Origin of the sequence: Gardnerella sp. DNF01204 (assembly GCF_049244145.1) — a bacterium.
Classification (GTDB): Bacteria; Actinomycetota; Actinomycetes; order Actinomycetales; family Bifidobacteriaceae; genus Bifidobacterium; species Bifidobacterium vaginale.
Window position 1 is genome coordinate 392134 of record NZ_CP058379.1, and the last position, 13967, is coordinate 406100.

Annotated in this window: 10 protein-coding genes; 7 read left to right on the forward strand and 3 right to left on the reverse strand. The window is 43.3% G+C overall.

Translation table 11 applies throughout. The annotated features are described in order from the left end of the window. Window positions 1-48: 48 nt before the first annotated feature. Window positions 49-1485 carry a type I glutamate--ammonia ligase gene (gene glnA / locus HXT46_RS01490; RefSeq protein WP_004112221.1) on the reverse strand — a complete coding sequence of 479 codons (1437 nt, stop codon included), beginning with the start codon at window positions 1483-1485 and terminating at the stop codon, window positions 49-51. Window positions 1486-1658: 173 nt separating this feature from the next. Between glnA and HXT46_RS01495 the strand changes: the two genes are divergently transcribed. Beyond that, complete coding sequence (locus tag HXT46_RS01495; RefSeq protein ID WP_004112223.1) at window positions 1659-3251, forward strand: AI-2E family transporter; 1593 nt, start codon at window positions 1659-1661, stop codon at window positions 3249-3251. Next, window positions 3248-4474, forward strand: a complete 1227-nt coding sequence (locus HXT46_RS01500) for a glycosyltransferase family 2 protein (protein WP_004115768.1) — start codon at window positions 3248-3250, stop codon at window positions 4472-4474. Before HXT46_RS01495 ends, HXT46_RS01500 begins: the two co-directional genes overlap by 4 nt. A 351-nt stretch (window positions 4475-4825) precedes the next feature. On the opposite strand, the gene HXT46_RS01505 is transcribed toward HXT46_RS01500, so the two are convergent. After that, window positions 4826-5014 carry a hypothetical protein gene (locus HXT46_RS01505; protein WP_032837316.1) on the reverse strand — a complete coding sequence of 63 codons (189 nt, stop codon included), beginning with the start codon at window positions 5012-5014 and terminating at the stop codon, window positions 4826-4828. A gap of 97 nt (window positions 5015-5111) precedes the next feature. Between HXT46_RS01505 and HXT46_RS01510 the strand changes: the two genes are divergently transcribed. From HXT46_RS01510 to HXT46_RS01520, 3 genes are all read left to right on the forward strand, one after another. After that, window positions 5112-5990, forward strand: a complete 879-nt coding sequence (locus HXT46_RS01510; protein WP_174190545.1) for an ABC transporter ATP-binding protein — start codon at window positions 5112-5114, stop codon at window positions 5988-5990. A 15-nt stretch (window positions 5991-6005) separates the two neighbouring features. Then, a complete protein-coding gene (locus HXT46_RS01515) occupies window positions 6006-7658 on the forward strand; it encodes a hypothetical protein (RefSeq protein ID WP_032834431.1) in 1653 nt (550 codons plus the stop codon). A 146-nt stretch (window positions 7659-7804) separates the two neighbouring features. Beyond that, complete coding sequence (locus HXT46_RS01520; protein ID WP_174190546.1) at window positions 7805-9589, forward strand: D-alanyl-D-alanine carboxypeptidase/D-alanyl-D-alanine-endopeptidase; 1785 nt, start codon at window positions 7805-7807, stop codon at window positions 9587-9589. A gap of 188 nt (window positions 9590-9777) precedes the next feature. On the opposite strand, the gene tilS is transcribed toward HXT46_RS01520, so the two are convergent. After that, window positions 9778-10869 (reverse strand): tRNA lysidine(34) synthetase TilS, encoded by a 1092-nt coding sequence (tilS, locus tag HXT46_RS01525; RefSeq protein ID WP_014554746.1) that lies wholly within the window; start codon window positions 10867-10869, stop codon window positions 9778-9780. Between the two features lie 69 nt (window positions 10870-10938). On the opposite strand from tilS, the gene hpt reads away from it, so the two are divergent. Both hpt and ftsH read left to right on the forward strand, forming a co-directional pair. Beyond that, window positions 10939-11493: a hypoxanthine phosphoribosyltransferase gene (hpt, locus tag HXT46_RS01530; RefSeq protein ID WP_004112234.1), complete on the forward strand. Its 555-nt coding sequence runs from the start codon at window positions 10939-10941 to the stop codon at window positions 11491-11493. Window positions 11494-11686: 193 nt separating this feature from the next. Next, the gene (gene ftsH / locus HXT46_RS01535) at window positions 11687-13954 is read left to right on the forward strand and encodes an ATP-dependent zinc metalloprotease FtsH (RefSeq protein WP_410309700.1); all 2268 of its coding nucleotides are present in this window, start codon (window positions 11687-11689) and stop codon (window positions 13952-13954) included. The last annotated feature ends 13 nt before the right edge of the window (window positions 13955-13967 follow it).

Below are 13967 nucleotides of genomic sequence, written 5' to 3' on the forward strand. Positions count from 1 at the left end.
AAAATCCCCCACAAGTTTTCTTGCGGGGGATTTTATTAATCACAAATATCAGATATGGAAGTAAAGCTCATACTCGAGTGGCGTTGGAGCCAAACGAGCCATATCCATCTCTTCATGCTTTAGATTAAGCCAAGTTTCAATCAAGTCGCTAGTAAACACATCTCCTTGCATAAGGAAGTCGTGATCTTCTTCCAAAGCTTGCAAAGCTTCACCAAGCGAAGAAGGAACTTGCTTAATGCCGTCATGCTCTTCTGGAGGAAGCTCGTAGAGATCTTTATCAACAGGAGCAGGAGGCTCAATGTGGTTCATAATGCCGTCTAAGCCAGCCATAAGCTGAGCAGAGAACGCTAAGAATGGATTGCAGGAAGGATCCGGAGCGCGGAACTCAATACGCTTAGCAGAAGGAGCCTCACCAGCAAGAGGAATACGAATAGCTGCAGAACGGTTACGAGCAGAGTAAACCAAGTTGACTGGGGCTTCGTATCCTGGAACAAGGCGGTGGTAAGAGTTAAGTGAAGGATTTGTAAAAGCGAGCACAGAAGACGCGTGCTTAATTAAGCCGCCAATGTACCAGCGCGCAATATCGGAAAGCTGAGCATAACCAGTTTCCGCATAGAACAATGGCTTACCATCCTTCCAAAGCGACTGATGGCAGTGCATGCCAGTGCCGTTATCTCCAGCAATTGGCTTTGGCATAAATGTTGCAGCCTTACCAGCCAAAGCAGCAGTCTCGTGAACAACGTACTTGTATTTCATTAAGTCGTCGCCAGCATGAACAAGCGTATTGTAACGGTAGTTGATTTCCTGCTGACCTGCGCCGCCAACCTCATGGTGAGAACGCTCAAGAATCAAGCCAACCTTTTGAAGGTTGTAAACCATGTCGTCGCGCAAGTCTTGATTATGATCAACAGGTGGAACAGGGAAGTAGCCGTGCTTTACGCGATTCTTAAAACCAATGTTGTTGCTGCCATCATCTTCAGTATCAATGCCAGAATTCCATGGAGCTTCGTTGGAATCCACCTCGTAGAAGGAGCGTTGCATGTCGTTTGCAAAACGCACCTTGTCAAAAATGAAGAACTCGGCTTCTGGAGCAAAGCTTGCGGTATCGGCAATGCCAGTTGCCTTTAAGTAGGCTTCGGCTTTAATTGCCACTTGGCGAGGGTCCCTAGAATAAGGCTCGTCTGTTACAGGATCCACAATCGAAAAAGCAACATTCAAAGTCTTATGCTTGCGGAATGGGTCAATGTATGCGGTGTCTACGTCTGGAATCAGCTTCATATCGGACTCGTTAATAGCTTGGAATCCTTGCATAGAAGAGCCGTCGAAAGCCATCCCATCTGTAAAAGCGCTGTTTAAGAACTCGCTTGCAGGCACAGTAAAATGCTGCTGAACGCCAATCAAATCGGTAAATCGAACTGATACGTATTCAATGCCTTCTTGCTTAATCAAAGCTTCGGCATCTTCTTTAGTTTGTAAAGTGGTCATGCACAATCCTTTCGTAAAAATCTCAGTAAATAGTTTAGATTGTTGCATAAGATTTTGGATTTCAGCGACTCGACTATCTGGTTACGATTGTGTTACACGCTACTTATTTGTGTTTATATGCACAAAACATGCAAGCGGCTCGTGCTCCCACGTTATAAAGTACAATGTATTTTATGAATAATAAAGAACAACATGAAGGCAGTATAGATAATCACAGCACAAGTGCAAAGCTTGATTTATCCGCGATTTTCCCAGCCAAAGGGGATGATAGGCGCCCGCCAGATTGGCTTAGCCGCGCGCTTATGTATGCTGTTATTGCAGCGTTCGTAGCGATTTTTGTATGGTTTGCTTGGGGAAATATCGCCTTTATAGTCTTCGATGTTGTAGTATCCATTTTTATAGCGTTGGCAATTGAACCTCTTGTTGTGCGGCTCATAAAACACGGGTGGAGTAGAGCTTTTGCATCTTTGGCAAGCTTGTTTGGGCTGCTTGTAATAGTTATTTTGCTTCTTGTGCTTTTTGGTAATCTTTTTGTGCAACAAGCAGTTTCCATGGTTTTAGGTCTACCTGATTTATACAACCAGTTTGCCCATTTTGTACTAAATTCCACTGGTTTCAAAATGCCAAACATTGAGCAACTCGGCATGGAAATTCTTAAACACGTTCAAACCTCTTGGGTTGTAGATTTCGCTGGACAAGCAATTAATACAACGTGGGGATTATTGGCGGTTTTGCTTGATTTACTCACTATTCTTATGGTGACCTATTACATTTCTGCAGCTGGTCCTTCTATGCGCAGAAGTGTGTGTAGGCTGTTGAATCCTAAATCTCAGAGGCGATTTTTATTTATCTGGTCCGTTGTACAGGAGCAGATATCAAGCTTCCTATTTTCGCGCACAATTTTGGCAGCTATTAACGCAACGGGTACTGCGATTTTCCTAATATTCATGAATGTTCCATATTGGCTTCCGCTTTCACTGTTTTGTGGAATCGTTTCGCAATTTGTTCCGACAATAGGAACATATTTAGGTGGAGCACTGCCAATTTTATTTGCGTGGGGATCTAATGGTTTTGGATCAGCTATAGCAGTTTTGATTTTTGTGACAATTTATCAGCAGATTGAAAACATGGTGATTTCCCCTAAGATTTCCGAAAAAACCATGGACTTAAATCCTGCAGTAGCCTTTTTATCGGTGTTGATTATGGGTGCTGTGTTTGGTGCTCTCGGTGCATTCTTAGCACTTCCAGTAACCGCTAGTTTGCAGGCAATTCTCAAAGTTTGTACAAAACAATACAATCTAGTTTCTTCACCTTTAATGGACGATCCAAAGCCTAATCGTAAATCAATTATGGTTACGAGTGTTGAAACTATAAGAAACAGTTTTGTTAAACCTGTTAAAGATAGTGTGCTTAGAGTTATGAAAGGATCCTCATCTCGAGTATCTATTAACGAAGACATTATGTATTGGTATAAGCAAGCCTATAATTCTTCAGACGAAACTATTGAAAATGAAAATTCAGTTGACGATTCTGGGTATGTTGAAACTATGGCAATTTCACGCGATATTTTAGACGCTGTAAATAAGGATATTGCTAAAAAACGCGCAGAAAATTCAGATTCGGATAAGTCGCAAGCAACCGATCAAGATAAGGAAGAACTAAAGTCAAAAACAAATAAATCTGGTACAATTCCAAACGAAAATAAAAAAGAAAATAAAAAAGCAACAAACTCAAATAGTAATCCACGAAGTGGGTGGAATAAATGATTCTTTTGTCTATTTTCGACGTTTTAGTAATCATAATTGGCGTAAGTAGCGTTGTATATCAAGGCGTTTGCGCAGTCGCGTCGCTTGTAGCAAAGCCTATTGTGTTTCCGCAAGCACCAATGGACAAGCATTACGCTGTTCTAATATCCGCGCGCAATGAGGAAGCTGTAATAGGAAACCTCATAAAATGCATACAATCCCAAACTTACGATCAAAAATTAATCGACATTTGGCTAGTCGCCGACAATTGCACCGACAGCACGGCGCAAGTTGGAAGAGAGTACGGGTGCAATGTTATAGAGCGATTCGACAAGCAGCATATTGGCAAAGGCTACGCTTTAAGCTACCTGCTGGATCACATAATGGAGCTTGGAAAAGACAAAGATTACGACGCGTACTTTGTTTTCGATGCCGATAATAAGCTGGATTTGCACTATTTTGAAGAGATGAACAAAGGATTCCATGCAGGATACCAGATTCTAACAAGCTACCGAAACTCAGTGAATTTATCGGATAATTGGGTGTCTTCTGGGTCGGCATTGTGGTTTATACGCGAATCGCGATTTACCAACAATTCGCGCATGCTTTTTGGGTCTAGCTGCCATGCAGGCGGAACAGGATTCATGTTTTCGCGCGAAATCATGCACAGAAATCGCGGGTGGAAATTCCATCTGCTTACAGAAGACCTTGAGTTTACAATGGACTCGATTTTGCACGGCGACAAAGTGGGTTATTGCGGATCGGCGGTTCTCTACGACGAGCAGCCAGTATCGTTTAGGCAAAGCTGGAGACAGAGGTTGCGCTGGAGTAAAGGCTTCTTGCAAGTGTTCCGCTATTACGGAGCAGCTCTTATACGTCACGGAATCCGCGAGCGCGATTTTTCGTCAGTTGACTTTACGCTTATGCTATGCCCGTTTATGGTGCTTGCGATTGTGCGACTCATACTCGGATTTATTTTTGCCGCGTTTGGATTCGTCACTTGGACAAGCCAGATTGACTCGACGCTTAACTTTATAACCACTACTGTCACAAGCGTTTTAGGTATGATGGTGTTTGTTTCGCTTACCATTCTTGTAGAACACGATAAGCTTGGAGCCACTAACAAAGAGCTTTTTGCGTACGCACTAAGCTTCCCTATTTTTATGCTTTCGTACGTGCCGATTGCGTTCCAAGCTGTGTTCTCTAAGAGCGAGTGGAAGCCGATTCATCACACGGGTCGGTAAATCGGAGCGAGCGCGCGAAATTCTCTGTTTGGTGTTGCGCTACTTCCTGTTTGGTGTGTAGGAGGGCTGGGTGTTTCTTGTCTCACAACGCTTCGCCTCTTACGTGTAGTTTGTTGTTGCGGTTGTTCCGATTTGGTTTTGATTTTGTTTTTTGGTTGAAGTTTGTTTGTAGTGGTTGATCATTTGGATTATTTGGTATCGGCTGCCGCTCTTATATTGTTCGACCAAGAATCACCCAGCCCTCCTACGTACTTGAACAATTGCGTATTGCTTAATCACTGAGATTCTCGATTTTTCTTGCTGCTTCAGCGAATCACCATCGGAGGACTGCGGATCGACTTGCATGAGCGCTTAAAGCGTAGCGCGCGAATGCACTTCGATTCGCTGAGCTTGCTCAAAGTTGAAAGCACAGTGTGCTTTCAACGCAAGCGAAGGCGTGAGCGCGGCTAATCCGCGCGAGCGATACGCTTCATCCGCTGCGAAAAATCTCGAATCTCTACCTAGCTCGGTGTAATTTATGCAATCTCGTAGTGCGTTCATACGCAATATATGAGATAATAGAAGCCTTGATGTAAACGTGCGATTGCGCAATAATGTGGCGCAATACGTGCGTTTATCTGTGTATTGCGAGGTTTTTATGGTAGATTCTGTTCCTTCTGCAAATGCGTCTGGCAGTGTTCCAGTTTTTGGCGCAAACGCTTACGACGCTACTAATGAAGAAGTTCCAGCGGTTTCTATTCGCGGATTTGTTAAGACTTTTGGAAAAAAAGTTGCTGTAGATAATCTTTCTTTAGACATTCCAGCAGGCTCTTTCTACGGATTGGTAGGTCCGAACGGTGCTGGCAAAACCACTACGATTAAAATGCTTACGGGCTTGCTTATGCCAGATGCTGGCTCGGCTTCGATTTTTGGCAACGACGTTTGGAGCGACGTAAATAGTGCTAAGCGCTCAATCGGTTTAATGCCTCAAGCCGATGAGATTTTTAAGACGATTACTGGTCTTCAGCTTTTAACTTACGCTGGCATGCTTCGCGATATGAGTCGCGCGGAATCCGTAAAGCGTGCAAACGACTTGCTTTCTGCTTTCGATTTAACAGAAGCTGCAAATACTATTGTTTCTGACTATTCAACTGGTATGACTAAGAAGATTTGCCTTGCAACAGCTATGATTCACAGCCCGCGCGTGCTTGTGCTCGATGAGCCTTTTGAGGCAGTGGATCCTGTTTCTAGCGCAAATTTGAAGGATATTCTCGCCGAGTATGTTTCTACTGGCGGTACGGTTATTATTTCTTCGCACGTTATGGAATTGGTTGAAAAAATGTGCTCGCACGTGGCAATCATTAACGAAGGTCATGTTGCAGCTTCTGGCACTCTTGAAGAGGTGGCTCAGGGCAAAGATCTTGAAGATCGCTTTATGGAGCTTGTTGGCGGACGTCACGCTGCTGCACGCATCGACTGGCTTAATGGCGGTAAATCTGATAATGCTCCTGCATCTTCCACCGATCTCAACGCTTAAAAAAGGAGAGCCGTAATGTCTATGATTTTCACAATGGTTCGCCTTCGCTGGGCGCTTACTTTTTCTGTTATGCGAAAGTCAATGTGGCAAAAAATTGGCTTTGGTATAGTCATTGTTTTTGGGCTTGCGATTATATGCGCTCTTGGTTTTGCCGGCTGGCAAACTGGCAAGTACATTGATCCAGGAATGCTTGCAGACGCTAAAAATTGGCAGGAATTCCAACTTGCTCCAATAATGGTTATATCGATTGTGTCGATTTTTACGCTGTTTATAAACCTGTTTATGTTAGGCAGCGACACAACACTAAAATCGCGCAGTTTTGCGCTTTATGGCATTCCTTACGTAAAGCAGCAAGCTGGCATGCTTCTTGGCTCTCTTTTTGGAGCATTTTCAATAAGCTGCACAATCGCGCTTGCTTTGTGGTCTTTAGCGTACAGAAGCTTTGGAATTGTGCCGGTTTTAGTCAGCGTAATTGCAGCTCCGCTTTACGTTGCAACAATCGTGTCTTTAAGCAAAATGCTTATTGAACTTTTGGATACTATTTTAATAAACAAGCATTCAAGAAACATTTTCTACTTTGCCATTTTTATAGCGTACATGATTTTTGTTGCCACTGTGAATATTGGTAACAAAAATCCAAGCGGAATTGTGCTCGGCTCAAGTTTCTGCGCTGCGTCTGCTTTTACGCCGTTAAGTGCGGCTATGGCTTTGCCTCTTGACGCCATTAATGGCAATTGGCTTGCGCTTGTTATTCGCTTCTTTATTTGCGTACTAACGATTGCTGCTTGCTTTGCAATCTCTGTATTTTGCGCAAAATTAGAGCCGAAGCTACTTCGCGGCGAGCAAAAAACAGTTGTTAAAACTAAAGGAATCGGCTTATTTGCAGCAGTTCCAGACAACACAGTTGGTGCGATTATTGCGCGAATTATTAGCGTTATGAGAAGAGACATGCGTCAACTGTTTTTGCTTCTTACGCCGCTTTTTATGCTGATAGTTGCAGGAGGAGCTACTTTCAAAACTAAAGGATTTGCTTCTATGGCACAGGACTTAGGTGTTTCTTGCTGGCTTATCTATGCTGCTTCGCTTATGGGCATGGTTGTTGGAAACAATATTGCATACGATGGCACAGCTTTTACTATGCACGCGATTATTGGTGTAAAAGGCTTGCACGATCGCTTAGCGCACGCAATAGTTTGGTCCGCCATTTGCGCTGTGTATTTTGCGATTCTTGGAGTAGGAGTTTACGTTTTTCTTTTCTTCGTATTAAATGTTCATCAAAGTGTAAATGCAATTCTGTTCCAAACTCTTTCACCAATCGGAATAGCTTTTGCTACCATAGGAATCGGCTTAATCTCTTCGTGCATTGCAATGTACCCTGTATCATCAATCGAAAAGCCATTTTCTAGGCCGCAAGGCTCTGCTGGCGCTAGATCTTTTGCTCCAATAGGTTTTATGCTGCTATCTTTCGTATGCATGATTCCGTCTATTGCTTTGGCTATTGTGTTTGTGGCTATTAACATGAATCTTTTGTGGATTGCAAGCATACTGTTTGTAATAAACGGTGCAATCGTTCTGGTTGTTGGCGTTATTTTGGGCGGTAAAGTGATGGATAAGCGCATAATTCGCATTGTAGAAAACTTGCGCAGATTCGCATCGATTACTGCTTGAGTATTACTGCGCACGCCTTTAAAAATTATGCGCACAAACTTACTCTCGGCATATGCAAGTGTATAGTTTGTATAGTTGTAAAGAATTGCAATTAACTTAAGTACATACACATACAACTTAAGTACATACACATAGGCGGCGTGCGCATGCAAGACGATGAAGACCTTAAGAATCTAGATAACATAGTCGAGATTCCAGAAGATGCTTTCACGTCGAAAGAGGCTAGGGAAAAAGCTGGTTTTAAGTCCAGTTTGCAAACAATATCGCAAAAAGTACCCTCGCCAACAGTATCGCAAAAAAAGCAAGCCGAAACATTGGATGAATCGCCAGCAACCGAACTTAGTGTAGAAAACCACGCCAATGGCTCTAGGCTAAAAAACCGTTTTCTAGTCTGCTTAATATCGGTAATTGGCGTAATTTCTTTAATGGGTGGCTATATTCTGTTTGATTGCCAAGATATTTTGCAAAATCGTTTTATTAATCAGTTTGAAATTGCTGCGCGTGATCATAAGATTTTTCAAAAGTTAACTAGCCCCAAACCTAAGAGATTAGCTAAATATGCTAGCTTGATTAAGCAGGTGGATAAGAATAAGCCTGTTGACAAGTCATCTGCGGAAAAGATTTTGAAGGAATTTTTTGAATATCCAGGTCTTGGTCCTAATGCTTCAGCTGTTATTGCTGATGCAAACGGAAAGATTATAGCTGCTAAAAATGAAAATCTTGCTTTGCAGCCGGCGTCTACTATGAAAACGCTTACGGCTCTAGCTGCCTCGCATGTTCTAGACATGGGATCGACTCTTTCTACAACAGTTTACGCAAACTATGTTGGAAGCTCTAGAAATGCTGATTCTGCTGTATCTGGAGTGAAAAATGGTTTTGCTAGGCTCGTTCTTCATGGCGGCGGCGATATGCTGATGGGTGCTGCAACCAATGATCCAAATCATGTAAATGGTAGAGCTGGTCTTGAAACCCTTGCTAGCAATACTGTGAATTCGCTTAAAAAACAAGGTGTAAAAGTTGTTGAGCTTGCTGTTGATGATTCCTTGTTTGGAGAGAAACGCTATCCTGATTTGATTCATGAAAATGATGAAGAAGGACGTTTTTATGCGCCAACATCGTCTTTAGCTGTTGATGAAGGCAGAGATCGTAATCTTGCAGCATGGGTGGCTGCTGGCAATGATGCTGATGACCCAGATGATTATCCACTTTTAGATCGGCATCCAGCTGTAAGTACGGGATTAATTTTTGCGAATCTACTCAAAAAATTTGGTATTGACGTGAGAACTTGGAGCACTGATTCTGCAAAAATTGGCAAAACTTCCAAGATTGATGGATTATCATCCATATATGTTAGCTCTAGAAAACCGATGATTTCCTCTGATTTTAAGCAAATAGCCCGCGTTTCTTCTGCTCCACTTAACGAAATTATGGCATATATGCTAAGGCATTCGGACAATTCTATTGCGGAAGAATTTGGTCGTCTTACTGCGCTCGCTATGCGTAAAAGTAATTCTCCAGAAGGTGCCACAGACGCTGTACGCGATGTTTTGCGCGATTTAGGCGTTGATGTAAACGGATTGCACATGTCTGATTGTTCTGGGCTTTCACCTGAGTCCGCTGTTCGCGCTGTGACTCTTGTGCAAGTTCAGGCTCAGAATCTTAAAATCGGTAAAGGTGCTGCTGCAGCAGAAGGCTTAGCTTTACCTGGTGTATGGTGCACTTCGGCACGCCATCGTTTGTCAGATCCTTCGGCAGCTGGCTTACTGCGTGTTAAAACTGGTTTTCTGGGTGATGTGTCATCTATGGTTGGCAATGTTTCTAGAAAGTCGGGAGGCGCGCTAACCTTTGCGGTTGTTGTTAATCCTCCTGGAGATGTTAACTACACTTATGTTGGCATTAATAAGATGATGGCCGAGCTGACTAATCTTTAGTGCGCGCCAACCTGCCGGAGCGCTTAAAGCGTAGCGCGCGAAGGCAATTTGGCGCGCTGAGCTTGCTTAAGGTTGAAAGCACGGTGTGCTTTCAACGCAAGCGAAGTCGTTCGCGCGCTGTAACGCGCGAGCGACTTACCGAGAATGTTGTTCAAAATGGAAAAATCAGCAACAAAATCGGGAAATCGCTAGCGTTCGCAAATAGTTATAGTCTGTGATTTTCTGCTTGCCGCATATCCGCTAGGAAGCGCTACAGGTTTTTGACCGTGCCAGTTTGTAATTAGTTCGTCGATTGATTCTATATGATTTGACGAAAAACGTATTCCAGCGGCGGTTAGAGCGCGGGCGATTATTCTGCGTCTTATCGAAGTGTGTTGTTTTGTTAAAGGTGATATTGCTATTTTTACTTCGTGTGCGCAAGAATCATAATTTTGCTTTAAAATCGTCTCTTTTTCTATTACGTCAACCTGAGAATTAATGTAATCTAAATCGTCTTGTGCAAATTTGGCACCTTTGGCAAGTAGTAAAGTCATGTCTGTAGCAAAAAACCGTGAAATATAAGGCATTAGAGTATGTCTTATTCTTGAGCGAAGAGGGTATGACTTTGGTAGTTCAACATCGCTTTGTGTTAAATCGCCGTTTGTTGGATCATCCCACCACTCAATTCCCAAATCTTTGCAAATATTGGTTGTTTCAAGCCTTCTAAGGTTAATTAGCGGTCTAGCAAAACGTATTCCACTTCGAACCGTAATATTTTTCATTCCAGCTACAGCCTCAAGACCTGCAGAGTCTCGTAAACCTATAATCACTGTTTCTGCTTGATCGTCAGCCGTGTGCGCTAAAAGAACTGCGGATGCACCCAAATCCTTAGCCGCGTCAATAATAGCAGCGTATCTAGCGTCTCTTGCTGCAGATTCTTCTCCTTTTTCGCCATCTTTAACTTGCACGGACTCAACGAATATAAGTGATTTGTCTACTCCTAAACTTGCAACAGTATTAGCAGCGTTTTGTGCAACTTTTGCGGATCCTTCTTGCATGTTGTGGTTCACTATAATCGCTGCACATCGAATACCTCTGCTTGCGCACACTTTGACTGCCAGTGCTGTTAATGCTAGCGAATCGCGTCCTCCAGAGCATGCTACCAGCACGATTGGTGCGTTTGGTAAAGCCAAATGTTGCCCGTGCTGCAAGAATTGTGGACCTTGCACTTCTAGCCCAAGATTATCGAAGCAGCGTTTTACTTCGCCAATTCCTTTACGCCAACTAGGTGAGTAAACCATGCTTATAGTCTAAATCATAATGCGTAAGTTGTAACACGTCCGTCATTCGTTTATGCAATCATAGTTAGCATGCAGATTGCTGATATAAGAGATGATATTGATTACGAATTGATCAGTCACGAAGAACTTATGAAGCGTATTCGTGAGGTTGCGGCTCAAGTTAGTAAAGACTACGAGAACCGCGATATTTTGCTTGTTGCAGCGCTTAAGGGTGCTGTTAACACGCTTGCTGTTTTCTCGCAGGAGCTTAGTCTTAACGCGCCGATGGACTTTATGAGTCTTTCCAGTTATGGCAGTGGCACTAAAAGCAGTGGTCAGATTACGGTTCGTGAGGACTTGACTACTGATGTTCGCGGACGAAACGTGCTTATTGTTGAAGATATTGTTGATTCTGGCAAGACTTTGGATTGGCTCGTTAAAGAGCTTAAGAGCAGAGGCGCTGCGAGTGTGAAGGTGTTTGCGCTTCTAACTAAACCTGCTCGTCGCGAAGTTGAAGTTGATATTACTTACGTTGGATTCGAGATTCCAGATGCTTTTGTAGTTGGTTTTGGAATGGATTACGACGAAAAGTATAGGAATCTTGATTCTATCGCGGTTCTTAAGCCATCTGTGTATGAATCTTAAGTATTCTTTATTGATTTTGAGTAGTAATCTTAAGAAACTTTGGTTAGTCTTAAAAAATCTTGATTAATTTTAGGTAATCTTGAATAATTAAGTACTGGATAATAGAAACCAAATAGTAGGATTTAATCCTAGTTTTAAGCATATATTTCTATGTAAGGAGCCTTCAGAAGGATCCTGAAAGGAGCCTGATTATATGGGCGCTTCTCCAATGTCGCCTCGCGGACCTATGGGTGGACCTATGAAAAGTCCTTTGGGAGGTAACGGTAATAATCCGTTCCTTCCGCCTAATTTTGGAAAAAATCCAGATAGGAATAGTGGGAATAATAAGAACAATAAAAACAAGAACGGCAATAAGAATCAGAATGGTAATGATTCGCAGAATGATAATAATCCTGATTCTCGTCGTAAGTTCTTTAAATCTCCTTGGACTTGGATTGTTCTTCTTGTGATATTGTCTGTAGCAGGATTCCAGATGTTTGTGCATAACGGTACACAGACAATTGATACGCAAGATGGCTTGGAGTTGCTTCATAAGCGTAGTGCAAATTATGTGGAGGTTATTGACAACAAACAGCTTGTAAAGCTTACGCTTGACAAGAAGTATGTTAAGCTCGATAAGCGCGATAAGCAGAAGCACGATTATGGAAAAGACGTGCAATTCTACTATACGATTGCTCAGAGTAAGACTGTTGTTCAGGATATTGAAAAAGCTAAGCCAGTTAATGGTTGGACTGTTAGCATGCAGTCTTCTAGCATAATTTCTTATCTGATCACATCTATGCTGCCGATTTTGATTCTGCTTGGGCTTGTTTGGTTCATGTTTGGCAGAATGGCAAGCGCTGGCGGCGGAATGCTTGGAATGGGTGGCGGCCGTGGACGCGGAAAGCTTTTGGAAGGTCAAACACCTAAGACTAAGTTTGCGGATGTTGCAGGTGAACAGTCTGCTGTAGAAGAAGTTGAGGAAATTAAGGAATTCCTTAAGGATCCTTCTCGCTACAAGGCTTTGGGCGCGCGTATTCCGCGCGGTGTGCTGCTTTATGGCCCTCCAGGAACAGGTAAGACTCTTCTTGCGCGTGCTATTGCAGGCGAAGCTGGTGTGCCGTTCTATGCTATGGCTGGTTCGGACTTTGTTGAGATGTTTGTTGGTCTTGGTGCTTCTCGCGTGCGCGAGCTATTCGATGAGGCTAAGAAGAACGCTCCAGCAATCATCTTTATTGATGAGATTGATGCAGTTGGACGACGCCGCGGTAGCGGTATGACAGGCGGCCACGATGAGCGCGAGCAAACGCTTAATCAGCTGCTTGTGGAGATGGACGGCTTCGATAACGACACTAACTTGATTATTATCGCTGCTACGAACCGCCCAGATGTGCTTGATTCTGCGCTTTTGCGACCAGGACGATTTGATCGTCAGGTTGCTGTGGAAGCCCCAGATTTGGAAGGTCGCGAGGCGATTCTTAAGGTTCACGCTAAAGGCAAGCCTTTTGTGCCAGACGTTGATCTTCATATGGTTGCTGTTCGAACTCCTGGTTTTACGGGCGCGGATTTGGCTAATGTGCTTAATGAAGCGGCTTTGCTTTGCGCTCGTTCTGGCGCTCAGCTTATTGACAATCGCGCTATTGACGAGGCGATTGATCGCGTTCAAGCTGGCCCTAGAAAGAAGTCTAAGGGCATGGCTTTGGATGAGTTGCGCAACACGGCTTATCACGAAGGTGGTCACGCGCTCGTTGCTGCTGCCTTGCATCACACGGATCCTGTTACTAAGGTTACGATTTTGCCTCGTGGACGCGCTCTTGGATACACGGCTGTTATGCCAACTAGCGACCGCTATTCTCAGTCTCGAAATCAGTTGCTTGATCAAATGGCGTATGCTATGGGCGGCCGTACTGCGGAAGAGGTTGTGTTCCACGATCCAACTACTGGCGCTTCTAACGATATTGAAAAAGCTACAGCAATCGCTCGTAAGATGGTTGTTGAATATGGTTTCTCCTCTAAGCTTGGTGCCGTAAAGTGGATGGACGCTGATCAGGATTCTTCTGGTTCTTTGGATTCTTTGCAATCGCGTAAGTTCTCTAATAAAACTGCCGAAGTGATTGATGAAGAAGTTCACAAGTTGATTGAAACGGCTCACACTGAGGCGTGGGAGATTATTAATAATAATCGTGATGTTTTGGATGAGTTGGTTCGTCAGCTTCTTGTTAAGGAAACGCTTAACGAGAAAGAGCTTGAGCAAATCTTCTCTAAGATTCGTAAGGCTCCAGAGCGCGATTTGTGGCTTTCTAATTCGGATCGTCCAGATTCGCCTCTTCCTCCTGTAGAGATTCCAGAAAGCTTGAAGCGAAATATTGGTGTTATTAAGGATGATGCCTCTGAGGGTGATTCTTCTAAGGATAATACTGAGGATAATGCTGAGGATAAGTCGCCAGCTGATTCTACAGATGAAGATAAAAGTCTAAAATAATAATTTAATTTAA